Below are 23902 nucleotides of genomic sequence, written 5' to 3'. Positions count from 1 at the left end.
ACCTGATGTTGAGAATGAAGGGCGCCCTGCTCGCTGCCGTCGTGGCGGCAGCCCTGCCCGGTTGCAAAATCATCAAGACGCCGACCGCGGAGGAGAAGGCGGCGGCAGCGGCCAAGACCGCCTTCGATCCGAATGCAAAGGTCGAGGCGATCTGGCAATCCGAGGCGGTGCCCTATTTTGAAAGGCGCGCCGGCGAGTTGAAGGATGTCATGCAGCTCGTTGGCGCGAGCCCCGATGCTGCGGGCGAAAAATACGGCAATCCCCGCAAGCAGAGCAGCTCGCCCTGGACCTACGCGGTGAAGATCACTGGCAAGGTCGTTGCTGCCGACACCGCCTCGCGCGCGGCGACGCTCGACGTCGACGCCGACGGCGACGGCAAGGCCGATGCCAAGGTCCAGATCGGGCCAGCGCTGCGCGGCACCGCGCTTCGCGACACGCTCGATTTCGTCAATTTCAACGAGTTCAAGAACCAGATTGAATGGGCGCAGTTCGGCAAAGCGTTCAATGAGAACGCCAATTCAGCCTTTCTCTCGGCGGTTCCGCGCGACGGCCTGACCGGCAAGACGGTAACCGTCATCGGCGCCTTTCCGTTGCCGAAAAGCGGCGAGCTCCCTCTCGTCACGCCGTCGGAATTGAAGATAAGCTCATGACAGTGGGTGAGGCACCAGCCGACGATATCATCCTGCGTCTGGACGACGTGTCGAAGGTCTATTCCGGCATCGTCGCCGTCAAGCGCGCCAATCTCGAGCTGCGCCGCGGCGCGGTGAACGTGCTCGTCGGTGAAAACGGCGCGGGCAAGTCAACGCTGATGAAGATCATCGCCGGGGTCGAGCGCCCGACGCATGGCCGCATCATCCTGGATGGGAAACCCGTCTCCTTCGACAGCCCGGCGCAGGCGCAAGCGCACGGTATCGGCATGATTTTCCAGGAGCTCAATCTCTTCGCCAACATGTCGGTCGCCGAGAACATCTTCGCCACGCGCGAGATTACGCGCGGCCTGCTCGGCATCGATCACAAGGCGCAGATCGAGAAGGCCAATGATTTTCTGCGGCGGCTCGATGCCGGGATCGAGGCGGATACGATGGTCGAGGATTTGCCGATCGGCCAGCAACAGCTCGTCGAAATCGCCAAGGCGATGTCGCTCGATGCCCGCATCCTGATCATGGACGAGCCGACATCGGCGCTGTCGGCGGCCGAAGTCGACCTCCTGTTCAAGGTGATCGGTGAGCTGAAGGCCCAAGGAGTCGCGATCGTCTATATCTCGCACCGGCTGGAAGAGTTGATGCGGATCGGCGACACCATCACCGTGCTGCGTGACGGCCAGGTCACCGGCCAGGCGATGGTGCGCGACATCGACACGCGCTGGATCGTGCGTTCCATGATCGGTTCGGATGCCAAGGATTTTGCAAAATCCGTCACCCATGCCATCGGCGTCGAAGTCTTCCGCGCCGAAAACATCAGCTTGCCCAGGCCGACGGGCGGGCTTGCGGTCAACGATGTCTCCCTCTCGGTCAGAGCTGGCGAGATCCTCGGCATTTACGGGCTGATGGGCGCCGGGCGCAGCGAATTCTTCGAATGCGTGATCGGCCGCCACACGCACTCGACCGGCAGGGTCTTCATCGACGGCAAGGAAGTGCGTGCCCGCGACACGACGCGGCGCATCCGCCGCGGCCTTGCCCTCATTCCGGAGGATCGGCAGCGCGAAGGCCTGGTTCAGGTGCTCTCCATCGCTTCCAACCTGACGCTGGCGAGCCTTTCCCGTTTCACCCGGCTCTTCCATATCGACAGCGGCGCCGAAAAAAATGCCATTCGCGAGGCGATCCGGGATCTGTCGATCAAGGCGCCGAATCCGGATTTCGAGGTGACCTCGATGTCCGGCGGCAATCAGCAGAAGGTGGTGATCGGTAAGGCGCTGATGACCAATCCGAAGGTGCTGCTGATGGACGAGCCGAGCCGCGGCATCGATGTCGGCGCCAAGGCTGACGTCTTCCGCACCATGCGCCGGCTGGCGGCAAATGGGCTCGCAATATTATTTTCGACCTCCGACCTCGAGGAGGTCATGGCGCTTTCCGATCGCATCGCGGTTTTGAGCAACGGCCAGCTCGTCGCCATCTTCGACCGGCACGAGGCGACGGAAGAAGCGATCATCGCGGCTTCGGCTAGGGGACACGGACACCAAGGGAAACTCGCGTCATGATGGCGGCAACCTCAACCACTCTCGCGCCGAAGGGCGCCAACGGCTCGGCGCTTCTGACGCTGATGAAGCTCAGGACCTTCATTGCGCTCTTCGCCGTCATCATCTTCTTTGCGATCTTTGCGCCGAACTTCACCTCGACGGCGAACATGATCCTGATGTCGAAACATGTGGCGCTGAATGCGTTCCTGGCGATGGGCATGACCTTCGTCATCATCACCGGCGGCATCGACCTTTCGGTCGGCTCGATCGTCGGTCTTTGCGGCATGGTCGCCGGCGGGTTGATCCTCTACGGCATCGAGCTGCCGATCGGCTACACGATCTATTTCAACCTCTTCGAGATCGTGTTGATCACGCTGTCGATCGGCCTCGTCATCGGCCTGATCAACGGCCTCCTGATCACTAAGCTGAACGTCGCGCCCTTCATCGCCACGCTCGGCACCCTCTATATCGCCCGCGGCCTGGCGCTGCTCTCGTCCGATGGCCAGACCTTTCCGAACCTCGTCGGCCGGCCCGAATATGCCACGACCGGCTTCGATTTCTTCGGCGCGGGACGCATTCTCGGCCTGCCGGTCTCGATCTGGATCCTGATCGTGCTGGCGCTGCTTGCGGCCTATGTCGCCCGCTCGACGCCGATCGGCCGCCATATCTTCGCCGTCGGCGGCAATGAGCGGGCGGCTCGCATGTCCGGCATCCGCGTCGATATCGTGAAGATCTTCGTTTACATGTTCTCCGGCCTGTGCGCGGCGATCGTCGGCGTCGTCATCTCCTCCGAACTGATGGCCGCCCATCCGGCGACCGGCGAAAGCTTCGAACTCAATGCGATTGCCGCGGCCGTACTCGGCGGCACCTCGATGTCGGGCGGCCGCGGCACGATCGGCGGCACGATCATCGGCGCCTTCGTCATCGGTATTCTCTCCGACGGGCTCGTCATGATGGGTGTCTCCTCCTTCTGGCAGATGGTCATCAAGGGTCTCGTCATCATCATCGCCGTCGTCGTCGACCAGGCGCAGCGCCGCCTCCAGCAGCGCGTCACCCTCATGCAGATGGCAAAGGCAGGTTGACATGACCGAATTGAAAGGTGCCCTGATCGGCTGCGGCTTCTTCGCGATCAACCAGATGCATGCCTGGAACGACGTCGAATGCGCCAGCATCGTCGCGATCTGCGATCGCGATCCCAACCGGCTGAAGATCGTCGGCGACCAGTTCGGCATCGAGCGTCGCTACAGCGATGCCGAGGCGATGTTTGCCGATGGCGGCTTCGATTTCGTCGATATCGCCACAACCGTTCAAAGCCACCGCGCTCTGGTGGAAATGGCCGCCCGCAACAGAGTGCCGGCAATCTGCCAGAAGCCCTTCGCCAAGACGCTGTCGGATGCGAAGGCGATGGTCGAGGCCTGCCGTAAGGCCGGCATTGCCCTGATGGTGCACGAGAATTTCCGCTGGCAGACGCCGATCCAGGCGGTGCGCAAGGCGCTCGTAACAGGCGCGATCGGCACGCCATTCTGGGGCCGCTTCTCCTTCCGCTCGGGCTACGACGTCTTCTCAGGCCAGCCCTATCTCGCCGAAGGCGAGCGCTTCATCATCGAGGACCTCGGTATCCATACGCTGGATATCGCCCGCTATATCCTGGGCGACGTCGGCTCGCTCACGGCTCGCACCAGGCGGGTCAATCCCAAGATCAGGGGCGAGGATGTCGCGACCATTCTGCTCGATCATGAAAGCGGCGCTACCTCGATCGTCGACGTCAGCTACGCCAGCAAGCTCTCGAAAGAACCATTTCCCGAGACGCTGATCGAACTCGACGGCTCGGAAGGCACGATCCGCCTGACCCAGGGTTATCGCCTCGAAGTCAACAATGCCCAGGGCACCACCATTGCGGACGTCTCTCCGAAGCTGCTCTCCTGGGCCTCGCGACCCTGGCATAACATTCAGGAGAGCGTCTATTCGATCCAGCAGCATTGGGTCGATCAGCTCAAGCGCGGCGCGGAACACTCAACCTCCGGGGCCGATAATCTGAAGACCTTCGCCCTTGTCGAGGCCGCCTATGACAGCGCTGCTCAGGGGAAGACGATCGATGTCGGGGCGATGCTGCGATGACGGCCGATGTCTTCCAGCTTTACGGCACCCGCGCTCAGGAGAAGCCGCCGGTTCGCCTGACGGCCGGAAAGCTGACGGCCGATCTCGCCGACGGCAATCTCCGCTCCATCCGCTATGACGGGATCGAGGTGCTGCGGGCGATCTCCTATCTCGTTCGCGACCGGGACTGGGGCACCTACAGCCCTGAGATTGCCGATCTCAAGATCGAGCAGGGCAACGACCGTTTCGAAATCGCCTATCAGGCCCGCTGCGAGGGACCTGGCGTGACGAAACTCGTGGTCGACATGCGCATCACAGGAGGTCGGGACCGGCTCGACTTCGAAGCGGAAGCGGTCACCGAGACCGGCTTCGAGACCAACCGCTGCGGCTTCTGTATCCTGCATCCGATCGTCGGCGTGGCGGGCTCACCGGCAACGGTCGAGCATGTCGATGGCCGGATCGTGGCGACGCGTTTTCCCGATCTCATCGAGCCCTGGCAGCCGTTCAAGGACATGCGCGCCATCACCCATGAGGTCATGTCAGGGGTTGCGGCGGAATGCCGGATGGAAGGCGACACGTTCGAAATGGAGGACCAGCGGAACTGGTCCGATGCCTCATACAAGACCTATGTCCGGCCGCTCGCTCTGCCTTGGCCCTATCAGATCCCGGCCGGCCAAGCCGTCGGCCAGAAAATCTCGCTCATCATCCGGGACACCGGCCGTTCCGAGCAACGCTCCTCGGCGGCGGTGCACAGTGAGGCGATCCGACTCGAGCTGGGAACGCGGACCGGCACCATGCCGGATATCGGCGTGATCGTGACGCCCGAGGAGGCCGGTGCGACGCTTTCGGCCCGGTCCCTGCTGGCGGAAATCGCGCCACGCGAGCTTCTCTTCCATTTCGATCCCGATGCCGGCCACGGCGTCGAAGCGCTCAAGACATTTGCCGCAATCGCTGCCGCCCATCGCGGCCGCTCGACGCTGGAGATAGCGCTCCCCTGCAAAGCATCGCCGGCTGACGAGGCGGCCGAGATCGCCCGCCAGATGCAGATCGTGTGGTTCAAGCCGGACGCAATCCTGATCTCGCCTTCCGTCGACCGGCAATCGACACCGCCCGGCAGCAAATGGCCGGACTGCCCTCCCCTGGAGGAGGTCTATGCCGCCGCGCGCGCCGTGTTCGGCGGCATTCGCATCGGCGGCGGCATGCTGAGCTATTTCACCGAGCTCAACCGCAAGCGGGTGCCGGCGGACGAGATCGATTTCGTCAGCCATTGCACCAACCCGATCGTGCATGCGGCCGACGACCTCAGCGTCATGCAGACCCTGGAAGCACTGCCCTTCATCACCCGCTCCGTCCGCGCGATCTACGGCCACAAGCCCTATCGCATCGGCCCCTCGACGATCCCGATGCGTCAGAATCCCTATGGCAGCCGCACGATGGACAATCCCGCTCGCGGGCGCGTTCCGATGGCCAACCGAGACCCGCGCCACAACGGCCACTTCGCCGCGGCCTTCGCGCTCGGCTATGCGATCCGCGTGCTGGAGGCCGGTCTCGAATGCCTCACGCTTTCGGCGCTGACCGGCCCTTTCGGGTTGATCGCCGGTCCCGATGAACCGGTCGAGCAGGGCGGCCGGCGGCCGCTCTTCAACACGGTGCGGACCTTGTCGGTGCTCGCGGGTACATCCTGGCAGGAATGCGTCTCCTCGTCGCCTTCCGAGGTCCTGGCCTTCGTTGCGCGGGACGCCGCAGGCGGCAAGCTCTACGTGGTCAATCTCACAGGCGAAGCGCGAAGCGTGGATGGCGGCGCACTGGCCGAGGAGCTGCGGCTCGCACCCTTTGCGACGGCCGCTTTGCCGCTGGCGGATTGACCTCCGGCCCGCCCGTCGCATCTATGAAGTGGGAGTTCGTTCTGGGGAGGATCGGCGTGAAGACGAAGAAGCTTATCAATGCAGGCGCGGATGCCGTCGACGAAATGCTGCAGGGGGTTCTTGCGGCGCATCCCGACCACCTCTATGCCGTTGAAGGCATGCCGCGCGCCGTCATTGCCAGAAACGGTCCGCGTAAGGGCAAGGTCGGCCTGGTGATCGGCGGCGGCTCCGGGCACGAGCCGACATTCCTCGGCTATGTCGGCAAGGGGCTCGCCGATGCCGCGGCGATCGGCAATGTCTTCGCCTCGCCGCCGCCCGATCCGATCATGGCCTGCGCCAAAGCCGTCGATGGCGGCGTCGGCGTGCTTTTCATGTACGGCAATTATGCCGGCGATGTCATGAATTTCGACATGGCCGCGGAAATGCTGGCGCTCGACGAGATCAAGGTGCGCACCGTGCTCACGACAGACGACGTGGCCTCTGCTCCTTCCGATCAGAGGGAGAAGCGGCGCGGCGTGGCCGGCAATGTCTTCATCTTCAAGGCGGCGGGTGCTGCCTGCGATCTCCTCTATTCCCTTGACGAGGTCGAGCGCGTCGCGCGCCATGCCAATGCGCGCACCTATACAATGGGAGTGGCGCTCTCGCCCTGCTCGCTGCCGCAGACCTTGAAGCCGAATTTCCTGATCGGCGACGGCGAAATGGAGATCGGCATGGGCATCCATGGCGAGCCCGGCACGGCCCGCGAGCCGCTGAAATCAGCCGACGCGGTGACGGACGAGCTCATGGACAATATTCTCCGCGAGATGAAGGCAGACCGGGGCGAGCGCGTCGCCGTGCTCGTCAACTCGCTGGGATCCACGCCGATGATGGAGCTCTACATCATGATGCGGCGTGTCAAGGCGCGGCTCGATGCGGCTGGGCTCATCATCCATACATCGCTCGTCGGGAACTACTGCACCTCGCTCGAAATGGCCGGCGCATCGGTCACCCTGATGCATCTCGACGACGAGCTTCGGCGGCTGATCGACCATCCCTGCGATTGCGCAATGTTCAGGAGGTGATCGATGGCGATCACGACCAAAGACCTGCAGCATCTCCTTGCCCTGATCGCCGGGGATATCGCGGCGCATCGCGATCATCTCTGCGAACTGGATGGCGCGATCGGCGATGGCGACCACGGCCTTGCCATGGATGCCGGCTGTGAGGCCGCCGCCAAGGCGGTCGGCGCGCTGGACCCCGCACAGACTGCGCCGACGGCCGCCTTCAACGCGGCGGCAAAGGCATTCCTAAACGCGGTCGGAGCGTCCTCCGGCCCGCTCTATGCCACGGCCTTCATGCGCGCCGGCGCCGCCGTCAAGGATAAGGCCGAACTCAGCGACGACGACGTCCTGCGCGCTTTCGCGGCGATGGCGCAGGGCGTTCAGGAGCGCGGCAAGGCCGAGCCCGGCGAAAAGACCATGGTCGATGCCTGGAGGCCGGCGGCCGATGCGGCTCTCCATGCCTGGGCCGACGGAGCGGCCCTCCGCCAGTCTCTCGACATGGCAGAGCGGGCGGCGCGCCAAGGCTGCGAAGCGACAAAGGATATGACGGCCGCCAAGGGGCGGGCGTCGCGGCTGGGGGAGCGGGTGATCGGGCACGTGGATCCCGGCGCCGCCTCGGCTGCGATCATCATTGCTTCGATCGCAAAATTTGTGCGGCATCATGATGGTTAGCTCATCATACCAGTTGACATGTAAATGACTATCTGCGACAAGGGGCCGGCTTATCAAGAGGAGGACGGTAATGCTGACCCTTTCCGCGAAATTGAAGACGGCGAGCATCGTCGCGATCGCCATGGCGTCTTTCGCCGCGACGCCGGTTCTTGCCGAAGACATCACGCTCTGGACCCTCAACTTCGACAACAATGCCGCCAATACGGCCTTGAAGAAGGTGGCGTCGGATTTCGAAGCGGCCAACCCCGGAACGCATGTCGAGATCGTTCAGCGCGCCGTCGACGAACACAAGACGGCGCTGCGCGTCGCTGCCGGCTCCGACAAGGGCCCCGACATTTACTTCAGCTGGGCGGGCCTCGGCCTCGGCGGCGAATATGTGAAGGCCGGCCTCTCCCTGCCGCTCGACAAATATTACACCGAATATAAGTGGAGCGACGAACTGCTGCCCTCGGCTGCGGCCTTCGCCGATCTTTATCCCGGTGGCAAGCACGGTGTTCCTTTCACCTTCAAGGGCGAAGCCGTCTACTACAACAAGAAGCTTTTCGAGCAGGCCGGCATCACCGAAGAGCCGAAGACCTATGAAGAGCTTCTCGCCGCGGCCGAGAAGTTGAAGGCCGCCGGCATCCCCGCCTTTACCTTCGGCGGCACGGTCAACTGGCACGTCATGCGCCTGATGGACGTCATCCTCGAAACCAAGTGCGGCGCCGAAAAGCACGACGCGCTGAAGGCGATGACGCTCGACTGGACCAAGGAGCCGTGCGCGACGGATTCCTTCGCCGAATTCGCCAAGTGGACAAAGGACTATACGCTGCAGCCCTTCATGGGCATCGACAACAAGCAGTCCTACAGCCTGTTCACCGCAGGCCGGGCGGCGATGATGCTCGAAGGGGACTGGCTGGTCAGCCAGCTCAACGGCTCGGGCGCCAATCTCGACGATTACGGCATCTTCCCCTTCCCCACCAATACCGAGCGCCTCTACGGCTTCGCCGAGTACAATTACATCAGCACCAAGAGCAAGAACCCCGACATCGCCGCGAAATTCCTCGACTACTTCCTGTCGACGAAGGTGCAGCAGGATCTGCTCGGCCAGTTGAGCTCGACCTCGGTCAATAAGAACGTCCAATATGCCAATCAGAAGCCGCTCGAGGCGGAATGGCTGGGCATCTTCCAGAAATACGGCAAGGTCTACATGAACGGCGACCAGGCCTTCCCGCTCGATGTGACCACGGAATATTTCCGCGTCATCAATGACGTCGCTTCCGGCAACACCGAGCCGGCCGAGGCGGCCAAGCAGCTGCAGAGCTTCATCGCCAGCAGAACCTGATTCCTCCCAAGCGCCGGCCGATCGACACATCGATCGGTTGGCACCTTCTTTCGCGAGCTGGCTGTAAAGCCCTGCCAGGAGGAAAGCATGTCACTTCGACAATCGACACATGATCCGCGCATGCAGGCGGCGATCCTGCTGTTGCCGGCGCTGGCGATCTACGCGGTTTTCGCGCTCTACCCGATGCTCAACGTCGTCATCCTGAGCTTTCAGAAGTGGAACGGGCTCGATGCCAACCGGCAGTTCGTGGGGATGGCCAATTATTCGGCGATCTTCACCAAGGATCCGGTCTTCTGGGTTGCCTTCCGCAACACGGTGATCTGGACGCTGATGAGCCTGATCTTTCCGCCGATGGTCGGCCTGTTGCTGGCGCTCAGCCTCAACCAGAAGATCTTCGGCCGCAACGGCCTGCGCGCCATCTTCTACCTGCCGGTCATCATCGCGCCGATTGCCGTCGCCACCATGTGGAAGTGGATGTACGATCCATTCTTCGGCCTATTCGCCCAGCTGCTGACCTCCTGGGGCATGCAGGGCTGGATCAAGGACTGGCTTGGGAATAAGGACATCGCGCTTTATTCCGTCTTCGTCGCCTATCTCTGGCAGACGGTCGGCTTTTCGATGGTGCTGTTCCTGGCGGGCCTGCAGAACGTTTCGCAGACGCTCGTCGAAGCGGCGCGCATCGATGGCGCCGGCCGCTGGGCGGTGTTCAAGCATGTGACGCTGCCAGCCCTGCGCCCGACGATCACTATCGTGCTAGTGCTTTCGATCATCTCGTCGCTCAAGGCCTTCGACATCGTCTACGGCCTGACCGGCGGCGGCCCGGCCCAGTCCACCCAAATGCTAGCGCTCTGGGCCTTCACGCAGGCCATGCAGATCTTCGATTTCGGCCGCGGCGCGGCGATCTCGGTCGTGCTGCTGCTGATCACCATGGCCGTCGTCATTCCCTATCTCAGATGGACCCAGAAGCACGAGGAGGTGGAATCGTGACGGCAGTATCGAGTGACCACACCGCCGTGCATCTCGAAGTCCAGCCGTCGTCGATGAAGCGCGATCCCGTTCTGATCGGTCTCTGGATCGCCCTCGTCCTCGTCGCGCTCGTCTGGGTCGCGCCCTTCGTCTTTATCGTCTTCACCTCGCTGAAGACGCCGGCGGCGGTGACGAGCACCGGCGCCTTCATGCCGCCGGCCGAGCTCGCCTTCGAAAATTACAGCGCGGCCTGGAGCCGCGGCAATTTCGCCAACTCCTTCTTCAACAGCGTCATCATCACTGTCATCAAGGTGCCGCTCGGCCTGTTCCTGTCGGCGATGGCCGCCTATGCGCTTGCCAAGATCAGGCTGAAGATCACCAAGGCCCTGCTGCTGCTCGTGGTCTTCGGCACGATGATCCCCTTCCAGGTGATGCTGGCGCCGCTCTTCACGCTCGTCAATTCCTTCGGCCTGATCGATACCTATCCCGGCGTCATCCTTCCCTATATCGCCTTCGGCGTTCCCTATCAGGTTTTCATCCTGCACGGCTTCTTCAAGAGCATTCCGAAGGAACTTTCGGAAGCGGCGCTGATCGACGGGGCAAGCCACTTCACCATCTTCCGCCGGATCTTCCTGCCGGTGTGCTTGCCCGTGCTCGCCGCACTGCTCATCCTCGACTTCGTCTCCACCTGGAACGAATTCGCCATGGCGCTGGTGCTGCTGCAGGACCAGCACATGTGGACGCTGCCGCTTGGCCTGATGTCCTTCCAGGGGCAGTTTTCCAGCAACTACGGCCAGCTCAACGCCGCGATCGTCATGACCGTGCTTCCGGCGACGCTCGTCTATCTCATGTTCCAGCGCTACTTCGTCTCCGGCCTCACCTCCGGCGCCGTCAAGGGCTGATCGCGAAATCATTTTACGAGGAGAGACAGAATGTCCGATGCAACAGTCGAAAAATGGGGTGTGTTCGAGGCCTCCTTCGAAGGGCCTGCCAGCGGCAATCCCTATCTCGACGTGGCATTCGATGCCGTCTTCACCCATAAGAGCCGCGAGGTCCGTGTGCCGGGCTTCTATGACGGCAACGGGACCTACCGCATCCGCTTCATGCCCGATACAGAAGGCGAGTGGTCGTTCAGGACGCGCTCCAGGACGGCAGCACTCGACTGCAAGAGCGGCGCATTGACGGCGACCGCGCCTTCATCAGGCAATCACGGCCCGGTGCGTGTGCGCAATAAATTCCACTTCACCTATGCCGACGGCACCCCGTTCCTCTCCTTCGGAACGACCTGCTATGCCTGGACGCACCAGCCGCTCGACATGCAGAAGCAGACGCTGGCGACGCTTGAGAAGGCGCGCTTCAACAAGCTGCGCATGGGCGTTTTCCCGAAGGATTATCCCTACAACGTCAACGAGCCGCTGCATGCCTGCTTCGAGCGCGGAGCCGACGGCAAAGAGGATTTCAACCGGCCGAACCCCGCCGCATTCCAGCACTTCGAAAAGCAGGTGGCGGCGCTCTGCAATCTCGGCATCGAAGCCGATATCATCATCTTCCACCCCTATGACCGCTGGGGCTATGCCGACATGTCGGCCGAGCAGGATTTCCGTTATGTCGAATATCTCGCCTCCCGCCTTGCCGCCTACCGAAACGTCTGGTGGTCGCTCGCCAACGAATACGATTTCCTCATCGACACCAAACCGATGGAGCAGTGGGACCGCTACTTCCACATTCTGGAGGAAAACGACCCTTACCAGCATCTGCGCTCCATCCATAATGGCGACGTGACCGCGAATTTCGATCATCGCAAGCCGTGGGTCACCCATACCTGCATTCAGAACCCCGACGTGAAGCGCACCCAGGAATGGCGCGATGCCTATGGCAAGCCGGTCGTCAACGATGAGCCGGAATATGAGGGCGACATCCTGCAGTCCTGGGGCAATCTCCATCCGCGCGAGCTCGTGCACCGTTTCTGGATCACCATGGCGCGCGGCGGCTATGCCGGCCATGGCGAGACCTATTCCCATCCCGAAGACCTGATCTGGTGGGCCAAGGGCGGGGAGCTGCGCGGCGAGGCGTGGAAGCGCATCGGCTTCCTCCGCGACCTGCTGGAGGCCGATGTCAGGCACGGGCTGGAGCCGCTCGGCGTCATCGGCGAATGGCCCTGGTCGCGCGTGTCGGGCGCGCGGGATGGCGACGGCGATTTCCGCCTGATCTATTTCGGTGAGCATCAGCCGGTGATCTGGTCCACCGGCCTGCCGGTCGACGGCGACGATTACGATGTCGATATCATCGACACCTGGGAGATGACGATCACGCCGGCCGAGAAGGTGGCGGCACCCGTTCCGCATCCGACGCGTCATGGCTCGGTCGTGCGCGGCGGCAAGCCGGATGCGGCCTTCGGCGTCAAGATCCCGCGCAAGCCGCACCAGGCGCTGCGTGTCCGCAAGAAGCGCTGAAGGAGAAGTTCATGTCTGGCTTGATCATCAGAAACGTCAAAAAATCCTTCGGCCCGGTCGATATCATTCACGGCGTTGACGTCGAGATCGCCCATGGCGAATTCACCATTCTTGTCGGCCCCTCCGGCTGCGGCAAGTCGACCTTGCTGCGCATGATCGCCGGGCTCGAAGACATCAGCGGCGGCGAGATCAGTATCGACGGGCGGGTGGTGAACAACCTCCAGCCAAAGGACCGCGACATCGCGATGGTCTTCCAGAACTACGCCCTCTATCCGCAAATGACTGTCTCCCAGAATATGGGCTTCGCGCTGGAACTTGCCGGCGCCAAGCGCCCGGAGATCGACAGGAAGGTGGGCGAGGCCGCGACGATCCTCGGCCTGCAGCCGCTGCTTGATCGCAAGCCGGCCCAGCTTTCCGGCGGCCAGCGCCAGCGCGTCGCCATGGGCCGCGCCATCGTGCGAGATCCGAAGGTCTTCCTCTTCGATGAGCCGCTCTCCAACCTCGACGCTAAGCTGCGCGTCAAGATGCGCGCCGAGATCAAGGCGCTGCACCAGCGGCTGAAGACCACGATCGTCTACGTCACCCACGACCAGATCGAAGCCATGACCATGGCCGACAAGATCGTCGTGCTACATGGCGGCCGCGTGGAGCAGATCGGCAGCCCACTCGAGCTGTATGATCGCCCCCGGAACGTATTCGTCGCAGGGTTTCTTGGATCCCCAGCCATGAACTTCCTGGAGGGAACCTTGCGGAACTCTGGCAGTCCCGCGCTGACCCTCGCAGGCGGCTCGCGGATAGACCTCTCGCACGCTCCGGGTGCCTCGGCGGGCAGGCCGCTGGTGCTCGGAATTCGTCCGGAGGACATCGCTCTCGGCGGTGAAGACGGCGTGGACGCGATTGTGAGGGTGGTCGAACCAACGGGTTCAGAGACGCATGTTGCCGTGGAGGTAGAGGGCAAGGAGCTAACTTGGGTAGTCCGTGAACGCGTCGAGCTCGTTCCAGAGCAGCGCGTAAAACTGTCCTTCAGTAGCCCAAAGGTTCATTTTTTCGACCGGCAAACTCAACAGCGCATCGAAGCATAACATGCTAGCGAGGATTCACCGGTAATCTCGAAGGTCTTCTTCCGTCCAGGGTGTCGGCTCAGCTGCAGCGTCCGGGTTCATTGCATGTAAGATAGCGACCGCAGAACTGACTGTCCCTAAAAGTCGATGCCCCTGCTCTTGAAGGGATACGAACCTTCGTCCCACTCTCCAGATCCGCTAAGCGCTTGATATTGCGGTATTGCGGGAACGTCGTGGTGGGCGCAGTGTTGCACACCTCCCCACCGTCGTGGTCCGGCGGATCGTGATCATGAAACATGCAGGCATGTTTTCCGAGGGTCTAGCCGGCCGCTATTGGAACATCAACGTCCTGGCTCTGGAAGTGGTCGATCAGAAAGCGGGCGGCCGGTCCTGGAGGTGTGTCCGTTCGGTAAACAGCCTGAAGGCGGTAAGGACCGCCCTTGCAGTCAGGAAGATCAAGGTGCACCAGGCGCCCTGTCTCTATATCATCTCTCACCATTGGTTCAGGCATGTTGCCCCAGCCAATGCCTTCCTTGAGCAGCATATGCTTGGCGCCTAGATCGGCGAGCCGCCAGGTATGGTTCCCGACAACAGCGAACTCGTGGCCCTGAGTGAGAGGCGATCTGTCGGTCAGGACCAATTGGATATGTCCTCGCGCCGCGCCCGGCGGGTGAGATCCGCCAGCTAACGGATGATCCGGTGAAGCGACCGGGATGAGTTTGACAAAACCTACACCGATGCGCTCGAGGCCCGCGATCTCAACATCAAGCGGGCCACTGATGCCGATCGCTGCTGTACGGTTGAGAACAATCTGCGTCACGGCACCCAAGGCTTCGACATAAAGGCGAAGGGAAACGCTCGGAAATTCCTTCCGAAACGCCTTCAGCGCGTCCATGACGCGGGCGGCAGGAAGCATGACGTCCAGCGCAAGGTGCACCTCCGGCTCTACGCCGCGGAGCATGCTCTTCACCTTGGCTCGAAGATTATCGATGCCGTGGGCGACGCTTTTGGCTTCGGCAAGGACTGTCCTTCCCTCCAAAGTCAGCTGCGGCTTCTTCGTGGAAAGTCGGTCGAAGAGCGTAACGCCCAACTGCGCTTCGAGGTTGGCGATCGTGTAGCTGATCACAGAAGTAGCACGGTTGAGCTTCCTGGAAGCCGCCGCGAAGCTCCCTGCCTCAACCACGGTAATGAAGACTTTAAGCTGATCCAGCGTTGGTTGGCCGGGGTCTGACATTTCTAATTCCTCGAACGTTTTCGCCAAAATTATCTGAGTTTTCCGAAACGTCCAGTGGACCTACCTTCATTCCATTGAATTCAACCGCCGGAGCTGACAATGTCCTATTTGTCTAACGCTGACATCGAACAGGTTATCCTGCCCTCGACCCGTGACCTTGGAGGCTTCTCCGTCCGACGAGCCCTGCCGGCGGCTATGCGCCAAATGGTCGGGCCATTCATATTCCTCGACAGTTTCGGACCGGTTCGCTTCGGCGCTGGCGAAGGCATCGACACTCGTCCTCACCCGCATATTGGTCTCTCCACACTCACTTACCTTCTCGAAGGTGAGCTGCTGCATCGTGACAGCGAAAGCTACGTGCAGTCGATCAGCCCCCGGGAAGTCAATCTGATGGTCGCCGGTTCCGGCATTGTTCACTCCGAGCGGACCCCGGAACATATCCGCAAGGACGGAGGCAAGCTCACGGGACTGCAGAGCTGGATCGCTCTTCCTAAGCAATCGGAAGAGACTGCACCGCTTTTTCAGCACCTCGGCGCCAGTGAACTGCCGACGATCAATGGTGAGGGCATCGATATGAAGCTTCTCGCCGGCATCCTGCACGGACGGCGCTCACCTGCCAGCACCTTCTCTGATCTCTTCTCTGCAGAGATCCAGCTTCAGGCTGGAGCACGCTACAGGATCGACGGAGAGCATATCGAGCGAGCGATCTTCGTCGTCACCGGTGCAATCGAGATCATCGGGCAAGACGGTACCTACGGGCCGGATCGTCTTATCGTGTTCAAGCCCGGCGCAGAGATCGTGGTGAAGGCGAACCAGCCAGCCCGGTTTCTTGCCTTCGGAGGCGAGCCGCTTCCTGAAAAGCGGTTCATCCGCTGGAATTTCGTGGCCACGGACCAGGAGCGCATTCGTCATGCTGCCGACCAATGGCGCGAACGGCAATTCCCCGGCGTGCCGGGCGACGACGAGTTCATTCCCCTCCCCGACAACTTCAACTGAAGCCCTATCCAATCAAGGAGAAATACAATGACTACCTATGCAATCATCGGTTCTGGCGCGATCGGCTCTGCACTGGCTGAACGCTTCCACGCTGCACGCGTTGATGCCGTTATCGCCAACACGCGCGGTCCGGGCTCGCTTCAATCGATCACCGACAAGTTCGGCAGCACGGTGAAGGCTGTCGAACTCGATCAGGCTCTTCAATCCGACGTTCTTATTCTGGCCGTGCCATATGACGCTGTACCGGAAGTCGCTAGCAAAAAAGCAGCCTGGGATGGCCGCACCATCGTCGACGCGACAAATGCCATCGACTTTCCCGCTTTCAAACCGCGCGATCTTGGTGGCCGGCTGTCTTCGGAGATCGTCTCCGATCTCTTTCCCGGCGCTCAACTCGTAAAAGCATTCAACACGCTCTCGGCCGCCGTCCTGGCTGCCGATCCGGTGAAAGCGAGCGGAAAGCGCGTTCTCTTCCTATCAGGTAACTTTCCGGAGGCCAGCAAGAAGGTAGCAGATCTGATCGCTCTTTTGGGCTTTGCCCCGTCCGACCTTGGCAGTTTCAAAGCCTCCGGTTCTCTGCAGCATTTCGGGCAGCCGCTGGTCGCGCTCAACCTGTTGAAGGACTGAAATCGTCCCATAGAAAGAGCGAGCGCGCCAAAGGCAACATGGATTTTTGACAACGTGACCGGTCGATAAAATCGAACGTAACAGATCAAATTATGCAGCTTTTTTCGAATGATGAAAAAGCAGATGTTGCCTCCATCGGAATTCAACCATCCCAACGGAGCAAACAAATGACAAAGGTTCTCGTTCTCTACTACTCGTCCTACGGCCACATCGAGACAATGGCAGGCTCGATCGCAGAAGGGGCAAGAAGCGTCGGCGCCGAAGTAACAATCAAGCGTGTCCCAGAAACCGTCCCGCTTGACGTCGCCGAAAAGGCCCACTTCAAGATCAACCAGGACGCACCGATTGCGACCGTCGCGGAGCTGGCGGACTATGACGCGATCATCGTCGGTACGGGTACTCGCTTCGGCCGCATGTCGTCGCAGATGGCTTCTTTCCTCGACCAGGCCGGTGGCCTGTGGGCACGGGGAGCTCTCAACGGTAAGGTGGGCGCTGCGTTCGCGTCGACAGGTACGCAGCATGGCGGACAGGAAACCACCCTGTTTTCGATCATCACCAACCTCATGCACTTTGGCATGATCATTGTCGGCCTGCCCTATAGCCACCAGGGCCAGATGAGCAGTGAGGAGATTGTTGGCGGCGCTCCTTATGGGGCAACGACAGTTGCCGGTGGCGACGGGTCGCGCCAGCCTTCACAGATCGATCTCGCCGGGGCCTTCCACCAAGGTGAGATCGTCGCCCGCACTGCCGCAGCTCTCGTCGCAGCGCGCGGCTAACCCACCTAACTCACTCTTTAAATTCAGCTCCAACCAGACCAGCCGATTGCGATCGGCTGGCAAGGAGAAGTCATGTCCTCGCTTTTCTCAAACAAGGTCGTCGCGGTCACCGGTGCAGGCTCGGGGATCGGTCGAGCGATAGCACTTGGGCTCGCTCGCGACGGCGCGACAGTGCATCTGGCTGATCGCGATGCCGAGGGTCTCACCCAAACGGCAGAGCTGATCCGCGCCGACGATGGCCGGGCGTTCACAACCGAGCTCGATGTAGCAAGCGAGCTTCAGGTTGTCGAATGGCTCGAGCAGATCGGCAATACATCTGGCCGTCTCGATGCTGCCTTCAACAATGCCGGGATAACCGGCCCTGCAAAGCGGATTGAAGATTACCCACTAGAAGACTTTCAGCGGGTCATCGCAGTCAATCTCCAGAGCGTCTTTCTCGGGATGAAGTACCAGATCCCGCTGATCAGGCGCAGTGGCGGTGGATCTATCGTGAACACGGCTTCCGTCGCTGCTTTGACGGGACCGGGAGGCATGAGTGCCTACGCGGCTTCCAAGCACGGGGTGCAGGGCCTGACCCGGGTTGTCGCGATGGAGAATGCAGCACATGGCATCCGCGTCAACGCGATCGCGCCCGGCTGGACTGAAACGCCCATGGTCGCGGCAAACAGCCGGCAGAACCCGGCTTTTGCGGCGCTCGCTCAGAACGCCATTCCTGCCAAACGCGGCGGCAAGCCGGAGGAAATCGCGGCCGCAGCAATCTGGCTTGCCTCCGACGCTGCCTCCTATGTCACCGGACACATGCTGACCGTCGACGGCGGCATGACGATCGGTGGTTTTGAACTCTGACACCGAACCTTGAAAGGAAAATCCCATGTCAGACCAATCTGAAGCATTGAAAGCAGTCGTCCGCCGCAACACACTCGACGTGCAGTCTGGCGGCAACTTCGAACTTTTTGACGAGCTTTTCGCCGAGGACTTTTTGGACCACACGCCGCAGCCGGGCGGGAGGCCAGACAAGGAAGGAGCGCGTCGCCTTTATCACGCGCTGCGGGAAGCCTTCCCGGACTTCCATGCCGAGATTCACTGGCAAGCGGTCGATGGCGATATCGTCACCACCTTCAAGACTTATCACGGCACACATAAGGGCGTCGTCCTTGGGATCGCGCCAACGGGCCGCCAGATCAAGTTCGAAACTGTCGATGCCATGCGCATTCGCAACGGCCAGATCGTAGAACACTGGGGTGTCGCCAACCTCTATTATCTTCTGCAGCAACTCGACGCCCTGCCCTCCTCGGCCCCCAAAGTGCCGGAACATTAAGGATCACCACAATGAGCAACAGTAACATTCTCGACGGCAAGGTCGTGATCGTAACCGGCGCATCGAGCGGCATTGGGCGTGCAATTGCCATCCGGGCTGCCGAACATGGCGCCAAAGCAGTTATCGTCTCGGACGTGGTGGAAGCACCGCGCGAAGGCGGTGAACCAACTGCCTCCGAGATCAAAAAACTTGGGGCTGAATCCGTTTTCGTGAAAGCAGACGTCAGCCGCAAGGCTGACAACGACGCGCTGGTTGCGGCGGCAGAAGAATTCGGCGGCGTCGATGTCATGGTCGCAAATGCAGGCATTACGCTGAAGACAGACGGGGCGGAGGTTCCGGAAGACGATTACCGCCGCCTGATGTCTGTCAATCTCGATGGCCCGCTGTTTGGCGCGCAGGCAGCTGCACGTCAGATGAAAGCACTCAACAAGCAGGGCAGCATTGTCCTCATGGCAAGCATGGGCGGGATCTCTGGCGCCGGCATCACGGTTGCTTATTCGACCAGCAAGGGCGGCGTTGTGCTGATGGCGAAATCATTGGCCGACGCTCTTGGCCCTGACGGTATCCGCGTCAATGCAGTCGCACCCGGCACCATCGACACCGAGCTTCTTCGCACGAGCCCCGGTATCGCCCAGGCCTCCGAGGGCTTTCGCCAGAGGACGCCGCTTCGCCGGCTTGGCAAACCGGCGGAAGTCGGAGATGCTGTGGCCTTCCTTGGCTCGGATCTATCGAGCTACGTGTCGGGCACCGCGCTCTTGGTGGATGGAGGGCTGCTTTCCGTTATCTGATTTCTCGACCCTCCAGTCGGACCCGCGCCCTCAAAAGCGCGGGTTTTTCTTTGCCTCCATCGTTCGAATTTTTCGACGATAATCCGCGATATTATCCAGCTTTTTCGTTTGATCTGATAATGGCAATTTCTTCTCACGACGCAGCCACGGTGGCTTCGCCCCAACTAAGGAAAACGTTCATGTCCCATTCCGATGCAATCGCTCAGCGCGTTGAAACTCTTTCCCAGTCGGCCCTTTTAAGCGGCGTCACCCCGCTCGCCGGCCGGATCCTTCTGGCGGCCATCTTCCTTCTGTCCGGCATCAGCAAGATCTCTGATCCGGCTGGAACGATCGGCTATATCAATATGGTTGGCCTGCCCTTCCCGCCGCTGTCCTATGGCGCGGCCGTATTGACTGAGATATTGGGCAGCGTTGCCCTGATCCTCGGCTTCCAGACCCGCATCGTCGCCCTGATCCTTGCCCTGTTCAGCGTTGCCACGGCGCTGACGTTCCACAACAATCTCAGCGACCTCAACCAGTTCATCCACTTCTTCAAGAACATCGCAATGGCCGGCGGTCTGCTTCAGGTCGTGGCATTCGGAGCGGGCCGATACAGCCTCGACGCCCGCCGCTAATCGAACCATCCGATCAAAGGAAAAGCCCGGACCATGGTCCGGGCCGGACCATGGTCCGGGCTTCTCGCGTTTTCACTTACCCCATTCCGGACCGCCATCCGTGCAGGTCTGGCCCCCATCGACCTGCAAGACAATCCCGGTTATCCAGGAGGCTTCGTCGCTGGCAAGAAAAGCGACCGCCGAGGCGATCTCTTCGGGTTGGCCTGCCCGTCGCAACGGGATCCGGTCCCACGCCTTTTCGAGAAGCGCGTCGTCATCCATGATAGCATCCACCATTCCCGTAACCGTAAGTCCAGGTGCCACTGTATTGGCTCTGACGCCGAACTTGCCGAGGTCACAGGCCGCTGAGCGGGTCAGATTCGCAACCCCACCCTTTGCGGCATTGTAGGCCGCATGGCTCCAGCCGCCACCAAGGGATGAGACGGAGCCGATGTTAACGATCGAACCCTTGGTCTCCTTCAGATGCGGAACCGCGGCACGGCTCATGTAAAAGACGCCGGAAAGGTCCGAGGCAATGCACTCGTCCCAATCCTGATCGCTTGTCTCCTCGATGGTGCCGACTAGGTTCATGCCCGCAGCATTGACAACAGTGTCGATGCGGCCAAACCGTTCGACCGTTGCTGCGACAAGGGCGTCGCAGTCCGGCCTCGAGGAAACATTTGCGACAAACATACCACTGCGGTCGGCAGGCATTTTGGAGGCAACATCCGACAACCGCTTCTCCGTTCTGCCGGAGATCATCACGGCCGCTCCTTCCTCAAGAAGCCGGTTGGCAATGGCGGCGCCGATACCGGAACCACCGCCGGTCACAATTGCTACTCTTCCTTCAAATCGCTTTGACATGACACACTCCTTCAATCTCCGTGGCGATGGCCGCGGTAGTTTTGGTTTCGTGTTGGTTTTTGACTGGATTGGTTCAGGTTTCCGGGAAGTCGGCCGAACGAGACAAGGCCTCCCAGGCAACAACGTTTGCCTTCAGGTCCTCCGCCTTTTTCAGGGCAGCGTCCACGGCGTCATTGCCGAGCGGAAGATGGTATGGAGGCTGCTCAGCCAGCACGGCTTCCCGGATGGCCTTCGCCGCACGCGCGGGGTCACCGGCCTGCTTTCCGACTGATGCGTGGTAAGCCCGACGCGCCTCGCCCGCTGTACTATCGTACTCGTCGATAGTCGCGGGGGCCTCGTTCGACGAACCTGCCCATTCCGTCCGGAAGGCGCTTGGCTCGATGGTCATGACGTTGATCCCGAGTGGGGCGACTTCTTTTCGGAGCGTATCCGACAGGCCTTCCACGGCAAATTTGGTGGCGCAGTAGTAGCCGACGCCTGTGTAACCGACCAAGCCGCCGATCGATGTCAGATTGACGATCATACCACTGCGCCGGGCTCGCATATGTGGAAGGACCGCATGGATTGTGTTCGCGGTGCCAAAGAAATTGACGTCGAACAGGCGACGGGCATTCTCTTCATCAGTTTCCTCGATCGCACCGAAGAAGCCGATCCCGGCGTTGTTGATCAGGACGTCGATCCGACCGAAGTGTGCTTCCGCGGCGTCGACCACCTTCTGGCACTGATCCCGGTCGATCACGTCGAGTGGAAGGATCAGGGCATCGCCCTTCTGTTCCAGATCCACGATCTTGTCGGTCTTGCGGGCGGTCACGACAACCTTCTCGCCAGCCTCCAGCAGATGTTCCGCGATGTAGCGACCGAAGCCCGTAGAGCATCCGGTTACGAGCCAGACTTTGGGGTTTTGCGTGCTCATTTCATATACTCCTTTCTGTAATAGACCTGCGGGGACTGTTGCTGGTAGCCGCGGATTTTTACGTCTTCGACGCACAGGTCCGGGACCTTCGCCATGAAGGCTTCGACGTAGTTCCTACTCATATGCAGTTTGAAATCCGAGGCATGCCGCCAGTCTTCGAGCACCATCCAGACGTCGGGAACGTCATTGGACTGGTGGATTTCGTAGCGCAGGCAGCCTTCCTCATTGCGCGAGGGGGTGACGAGCTGAAGCAGCTCGGCACCCAGATCCTGAGAACGACCTGGCTTTGCGGTGAAGTAGGCCACGTTGGTCAATTCAGCCATTTCGGGTCTCCTTGGTCAGTAAAGCCGATGCGGTTTTTCAGACGCCGTTGATCGCAACGATACGCGACCCGGCCGCCGCCTGACGTTGAGCCGCAAGCGGCGCATAGTCCGGCGATGCGAAGAGCTCACGGATCGCTTGCCTGTTCGGGAACTCGATGATGAGCATGTTGGTGGCCGTCCAGCCTTCCAGTTCCAGAGGGGCCTCATCGATGGCGATCAGCTTGCCACCAGCTTTGGCAACGAGCGGCAATGCCTTCGATCGGTAGTCTTCGATCGACTTCATATCGTGGATGTCGAGATCAACGACGAGATAAGCAGTCATGGTTTTCTTCCTTTCGTAATGGGTTGCTGGTGCATTTTGGGCCTGGCGCCTCTCAGGGGAGATGGCGCCATTTGACCATCCGATCTCGAAGGTCGAGTGTGCCGCCATCGACGGTGAACGTACCGTCACCCCGGTGATGCATCATTCGACGCTCCTTACGGTCCTCGTTGATCCAGATCCTCGTCGCCTCGAGGATGAAGAGGTTGTAAGGATCCGAGAGCCGCGTATCGACGACCCGGCATTCAATGTTGGCCAGGCAGTCTGAGAGGAGCGGCGGTGATACGTCCTTGGCAGGTCGCGTTTTGAGACCATACCTCTGGAATTTATCCACCCTGTCGCCCGAGCAGTTCCCGACGTCAACAACGGTCTCGGCGAGATCAAGACCGGGTACAGCGATGACACATTCTCCGGTTTTCCGGAGAGCATGATAGCTGTGATCCCAGAGCCCGATGACACAACCGATCAGCGGCGGGTCGTGCTGGATCATCATATGGAAGCCCATCGTCATCACGTTGGGCTTGCCGTCATCGCTCGTCGAGACCATGACGATCGGGCCAGGTTCCAGGACGCGATATGCTTGAGATGCGGGTAATTCCTTCATGACAATCTCCCTTGAGAGGTCCCTGCATCAATGCAGGGACCCTTCAGGACCGGTCTGTTACCAACCCTGTTCTACTGGCAGAACGAACAGTTCGGCGACGTCCACATGCGCCGGGGCCCGGGCTGCGAAGACGATGGTGTCGCCGATGTCCTCGCCCTGAAGGAAGGTCATCTGGCCGGCCAGCTCATCCATCTGCTTGCGGTAGCCCGGATCTGTGATGTGATCGTAGAGCTCGGTTGCAACGGCGCCCGGCTGGATGCAGGTCACGCGAATGCCATGCTTCTGACCGACTTCCATGCGCAGGCCGTCAGAGAAAGCCGTGACCGCATGTTTCGTGGCGCAGTAGACCGACAGGCCCTTGAAGACCTTGCGACCGGCGATAGAGGACATGTTGAACACGTGGCCAGAATGCTGCTTGATCATCTGGGGCAAAACGGCGGCCGTCGTGTTGAGCAGACCCTTCACGTTCACGTCTACCATCCGCTGCCACTCGTCGACTTTGAACTGATCGATATCGGAGAGCGGCATAAGACCGGCATTGTTGACGAGGATGTCGATCGAACCATAGGCATCGATCAGCTTATTCACGCCCGCATCGACCGAGGTCGTGTCAACCACGTCCATTTCGATGACAAGAGCTTCGCCGCCCTTGGCTTCGATCTGTTTCTTGAGATCTTTGAGCTTGTCGGTGCGCCGCGCAGCGATACCGACCTTGGCACCGGCTTCAGCAAGCTTTGCAGCGGTCGCAGCGCCAATGCCACTCGATGCGCCGGTGACCAGTGCGATCTTTCCGTTGAGGTTGGTCATTGTCTTCACTCCTTGTCTGAAGCCCACCACCGCGGTGGGCGTTTCGTTTTGACAAGGAGGAAGTTAAGCCGATCGTCGGCACCCTTCTC

At 60.8% G+C, this 23902-nt stretch carries 26 protein-coding genes; 19 read left to right on the top strand and 7 right to left on the bottom strand.

All coding sequences use genetic code 11. The features are described from left to right. Positions 1-5 precede the first annotated feature (5 nt). From EFB14_RS20385 to EFB14_RS20330, 12 genes are all read left to right on the top strand, one after another. On the top strand, positions 6-650 hold the full coding sequence (locus EFB14_RS20385) for a DUF2291 family protein (RefSeq protein WP_126828410.1): 645 nt from the start codon (positions 6-8) through the stop codon (positions 648-650). Beyond that, a complete protein-coding gene (locus tag EFB14_RS20380; RefSeq protein WP_126828408.1) occupies positions 647-2197 on the top strand; it encodes a sugar ABC transporter ATP-binding protein in 1551 nt (516 codons plus the stop codon). Before EFB14_RS20385 ends, EFB14_RS20380 begins: the two co-directional genes overlap by 4 nt. Beyond that, positions 2194-3258: an ABC transporter permease gene (locus tag EFB14_RS20375; protein ID WP_126828406.1), complete on the top strand. Its 1065-nt coding sequence runs from the start codon at positions 2194-2196 to the stop codon at positions 3256-3258. Before EFB14_RS20380 ends, EFB14_RS20375 begins: the two co-directional genes overlap by 4 nt. A 1-nt stretch (position 3259) precedes the next feature. Then, complete coding sequence (locus EFB14_RS20370) at positions 3260-4294, top strand: Gfo/Idh/MocA family protein (protein ID WP_126828404.1); 1035 nt, start codon at positions 3260-3262, stop codon at positions 4292-4294. After that, the gene (apnL, locus tag EFB14_RS20365) at positions 4291-6138 is read left to right on the top strand and encodes a D-apionate lactonase (RefSeq protein ID WP_126828402.1); all 1848 of its coding nucleotides are present in this window, start codon (positions 4291-4293) and stop codon (positions 6136-6138) included. The genes EFB14_RS20370 and apnL overlap by 4 nt, the downstream gene beginning before the upstream one ends. A 56-nt stretch (positions 6139-6194) precedes the next feature. Continuing rightward, entirely contained in the window at positions 6195-7199 is a 1005-nt protein-coding gene (locus tag EFB14_RS20360; protein WP_126828400.1) for a dihydroxyacetone kinase subunit DhaK, read from the top strand. 3 nt (positions 7200-7202) lie between these two features. Next, positions 7203-7850: a dihydroxyacetone kinase subunit DhaL gene (gene dhaL, locus EFB14_RS20355; protein ID WP_126828398.1), complete on the top strand. Its 648-nt coding sequence runs from the start codon at positions 7203-7205 to the stop codon at positions 7848-7850. Positions 7851-7920: 70 nt separating this feature from the next. Further along, positions 7921-9174: an extracellular solute-binding protein gene (locus EFB14_RS20350; protein WP_126828395.1), complete on the top strand. Its 1254-nt coding sequence runs from the start codon at positions 7921-7923 to the stop codon at positions 9172-9174. Positions 9175-9261: 87 nt separating this feature from the next. Then, a complete protein-coding gene (locus EFB14_RS20345) occupies positions 9262-10161 on the top strand; it encodes a carbohydrate ABC transporter permease (protein WP_126828393.1) in 900 nt (299 codons plus the stop codon). 53 nt (positions 10162-10214) lie between these two features. Then, positions 10215-11042, top strand: a complete 828-nt coding sequence (locus EFB14_RS20340) for a carbohydrate ABC transporter permease (protein WP_210302886.1) — start codon at positions 10215-10217, stop codon at positions 11040-11042. Between the two features lie 30 nt (positions 11043-11072). Continuing rightward, positions 11073-12593 (top strand): DUF5060 domain-containing protein, encoded by a 1521-nt coding sequence (locus EFB14_RS20335; protein ID WP_126828388.1) that lies wholly within the window; start codon positions 11073-11075, stop codon positions 12591-12593. 11 nt (positions 12594-12604) lie between these two features. Further along, the gene (locus EFB14_RS20330; RefSeq protein ID WP_126828386.1) at positions 12605-13675 is read left to right on the top strand and encodes an ABC transporter ATP-binding protein; all 1071 of its coding nucleotides are present in this window, start codon (positions 12605-12607) and stop codon (positions 13673-13675) included. A 298-nt stretch (positions 13676-13973) separates the two neighbouring features. Here the strand turns inward: EFB14_RS20330 and EFB14_RS20325 are convergent, their stop codons facing one another. After that, positions 13974-14888, bottom strand: a complete 915-nt coding sequence (locus tag EFB14_RS20325) for a LysR family transcriptional regulator (protein WP_126828384.1) — start codon at positions 14886-14888, stop codon at positions 13974-13976. Positions 14889-14987: 99 nt separating this feature from the next. On the opposite strand from EFB14_RS20325, the gene EFB14_RS20320 reads away from it, so the two are divergent. From EFB14_RS20320 to EFB14_RS20290, 7 genes are all read left to right on the top strand, one after another. Beyond that, positions 14988-15884 carry a pirin family protein gene (locus EFB14_RS20320; protein ID WP_126828382.1) on the top strand — a complete coding sequence of 299 codons (897 nt, stop codon included), beginning with the start codon at positions 14988-14990 and terminating at the stop codon, positions 15882-15884. A gap of 27 nt (positions 15885-15911) precedes the next feature. Further along, a complete protein-coding gene (locus EFB14_RS20315; protein WP_126828380.1) occupies positions 15912-16508 on the top strand; it encodes an NADPH-dependent F420 reductase in 597 nt (198 codons plus the stop codon). 167 nt (positions 16509-16675) lie between these two features. After that, on the top strand, positions 16676-17284 hold the full coding sequence (gene wrbA / locus EFB14_RS20310; RefSeq protein ID WP_126828378.1) for an NAD(P)H:quinone oxidoreductase: 609 nt from the start codon (positions 16676-16678) through the stop codon (positions 17282-17284). 72 nt (positions 17285-17356) lie between these two features. After that, entirely contained in the window at positions 17357-18130 is a 774-nt protein-coding gene (locus EFB14_RS20305; protein ID WP_126828376.1) for an SDR family NAD(P)-dependent oxidoreductase, read from the top strand. 25 nt (positions 18131-18155) lie between these two features. Further along, on the top strand, positions 18156-18602 hold the full coding sequence (locus EFB14_RS20300) for an ester cyclase (protein ID WP_126828374.1): 447 nt from the start codon (positions 18156-18158) through the stop codon (positions 18600-18602). A gap of 11 nt (positions 18603-18613) precedes the next feature. After that, positions 18614-19390, top strand: a complete 777-nt coding sequence (locus tag EFB14_RS20295) for an SDR family oxidoreductase (protein WP_126828372.1) — start codon at positions 18614-18616, stop codon at positions 19388-19390. Positions 19391-19569: 179 nt separating this feature from the next. After that, entirely contained in the window at positions 19570-20004 is a 435-nt protein-coding gene (locus EFB14_RS20290; RefSeq protein ID WP_126828369.1) for a DoxX family protein, read from the top strand. Positions 20005-20076: 72 nt separating this feature from the next. Here EFB14_RS20290 and budC read toward each other — a convergent pair whose 3' ends face one another. The 6 genes from budC to EFB14_RS20260 all read right to left on the bottom strand — a co-directional run bounded on the left by budC (position 20077) and on the right by EFB14_RS20260 (position 23813). Continuing rightward, complete coding sequence (budC, locus tag EFB14_RS20285) at positions 20077-20847, bottom strand: meso-2,3-butanediol dehydrogenase (RefSeq protein ID WP_126828367.1); 771 nt, start codon at positions 20845-20847, stop codon at positions 20077-20079. Between the two features lie 73 nt (positions 20848-20920). Then, a complete protein-coding gene (locus EFB14_RS20280; protein WP_126828364.1) occupies positions 20921-21760 on the bottom strand; it encodes an oxidoreductase in 840 nt (279 codons plus the stop codon). Then, positions 21757-22083 carry a putative quinol monooxygenase gene (locus EFB14_RS20275; RefSeq protein ID WP_126828362.1) on the bottom strand — a complete coding sequence of 109 codons (327 nt, stop codon included), beginning with the start codon at positions 22081-22083 and terminating at the stop codon, positions 21757-21759. Before EFB14_RS20275 ends, EFB14_RS20280 begins: the two co-directional genes overlap by 4 nt. Before the next feature lie 37 nt (positions 22084-22120). Continuing rightward, a complete protein-coding gene (locus tag EFB14_RS20270) occupies positions 22121-22405 on the bottom strand; it encodes a DUF1330 domain-containing protein (RefSeq protein ID WP_126828359.1) in 285 nt (94 codons plus the stop codon). A gap of 52 nt (positions 22406-22457) precedes the next feature. Next, the gene (locus tag EFB14_RS20265) at positions 22458-23006 is read right to left on the bottom strand and encodes a flavin reductase family protein (RefSeq protein ID WP_126828357.1); all 549 of its coding nucleotides are present in this window, start codon (positions 23004-23006) and stop codon (positions 22458-22460) included. 57 nt (positions 23007-23063) lie between these two features. Continuing rightward, a complete protein-coding gene (locus tag EFB14_RS20260) occupies positions 23064-23813 on the bottom strand; it encodes an SDR family oxidoreductase (protein WP_208661869.1) in 750 nt (249 codons plus the stop codon). Positions 23814-23902: the final 89 nt, after the last annotated feature.

The sequence above is a fragment of the Rhizobium fabae genome (genome assembly GCF_003985135.1).
Classification (GTDB): Bacteria; Pseudomonadota; Alphaproteobacteria; order Rhizobiales; family Rhizobiaceae; genus Rhizobium; species Rhizobium pisi.
Note: the sequence above shows the minus strand (reverse complement) of the source record. Positions and strands in the feature narration are given on the sequence as shown.

Coding starts and splice junctions, on each gene's coding strand:
- EFB14_RS20380 (WP_126828408.1), top strand. CDS start 647: ATGACAGTGGGTGAGGCACCAGCCGACGATATCATCCTGCGTCTGGAC.
- EFB14_RS20270 (WP_126828359.1), bottom strand. CDS start 22,405: ATGACTGCTTATCTCGTCGTTGATCTCGACATCCACGATATGAAGTCG.
- apnL (WP_126828402.1), top strand. CDS start 4,291: ATGACGGCCGATGTCTTCCAGCTTTACGGCACCCGCGCTCAGGAGAAG.
- budC (WP_126828367.1), bottom strand. CDS start 20,847: ATGTCAAAGCGATTTGAAGGAAGAGTAGCAATTGTGACCGGCGGTGGT.
- EFB14_RS20280 (WP_126828364.1), bottom strand. CDS start 21,760: ATGAGCACGCAAAACCCCAAAGTCTGGCTCGTAACCGGATGCTCTACG.
- EFB14_RS20315 (WP_126828380.1), top strand. CDS start 15,912: ATGACTACCTATGCAATCATCGGTTCTGGCGCGATCGGCTCTGCACTG.
- EFB14_RS20260 (WP_208661869.1), bottom strand. CDS start 23,813: ATGACCAACCTCAACGGAAAGATCGCACTGGTCACCGGCGCATCGAGT.
- EFB14_RS20320 (WP_126828382.1), top strand. CDS start 14,988: ATGTCCTATTTGTCTAACGCTGACATCGAACAGGTTATCCTGCCCTCG.
- EFB14_RS20325 (WP_126828384.1), bottom strand. CDS start 14,888: ATGTCAGACCCCGGCCAACCAACGCTGGATCAGCTTAAAGTCTTCATT.
- EFB14_RS20345 (WP_126828393.1), top strand. CDS start 9,262: ATGTCACTTCGACAATCGACACATGATCCGCGCATGCAGGCGGCGATC.
- wrbA (WP_126828378.1), top strand. CDS start 16,676: ATGACAAAGGTTCTCGTTCTCTACTACTCGTCCTACGGCCACATCGAG.
- EFB14_RS20290 (WP_126828369.1), top strand. CDS start 19,570: ATGTCCCATTCCGATGCAATCGCTCAGCGCGTTGAAACTCTTTCCCAG.
- EFB14_RS20305 (WP_126828376.1), top strand. CDS start 17,357: ATGTCCTCGCTTTTCTCAAACAAGGTCGTCGCGGTCACCGGTGCAGGC.
- EFB14_RS20385 (WP_126828410.1), top strand. CDS start 6: ATGTTGAGAATGAAGGGCGCCCTGCTCGCTGCCGTCGTGGCGGCAGCC.
- dhaL (WP_126828398.1), top strand. CDS start 7,203: ATGGCGATCACGACCAAAGACCTGCAGCATCTCCTTGCCCTGATCGCC.
- EFB14_RS20295 (WP_126828372.1), top strand. CDS start 18,614: ATGAGCAACAGTAACATTCTCGACGGCAAGGTCGTGATCGTAACCGGC.
- EFB14_RS20275 (WP_126828362.1), bottom strand. CDS start 22,083: ATGGCTGAATTGACCAACGTGGCCTACTTCACCGCAAAGCCAGGTCGT.
- EFB14_RS20265 (WP_126828357.1), bottom strand. CDS start 23,006: ATGAAGGAATTACCCGCATCTCAAGCATATCGCGTCCTGGAACCTGGC.
- EFB14_RS20340 (WP_210302886.1), top strand. CDS start 10,215: ATGAAGCGCGATCCCGTTCTGATCGGTCTCTGGATCGCCCTCGTCCTC.
- EFB14_RS20300 (WP_126828374.1), top strand. CDS start 18,156: ATGTCAGACCAATCTGAAGCATTGAAAGCAGTCGTCCGCCGCAACACA.
- EFB14_RS20330 (WP_126828386.1), top strand. CDS start 12,605: ATGTCTGGCTTGATCATCAGAAACGTCAAAAAATCCTTCGGCCCGGTC.
- EFB14_RS20375 (WP_126828406.1), top strand. CDS start 2,194: ATGATGGCGGCAACCTCAACCACTCTCGCGCCGAAGGGCGCCAACGGC.
- EFB14_RS20350 (WP_126828395.1), top strand. CDS start 7,921: ATGCTGACCCTTTCCGCGAAATTGAAGACGGCGAGCATCGTCGCGATC.
- EFB14_RS20335 (WP_126828388.1), top strand. CDS start 11,073: ATGTCCGATGCAACAGTCGAAAAATGGGGTGTGTTCGAGGCCTCCTTC.
- EFB14_RS20370 (WP_126828404.1), top strand. CDS start 3,260: ATGACCGAATTGAAAGGTGCCCTGATCGGCTGCGGCTTCTTCGCGATC.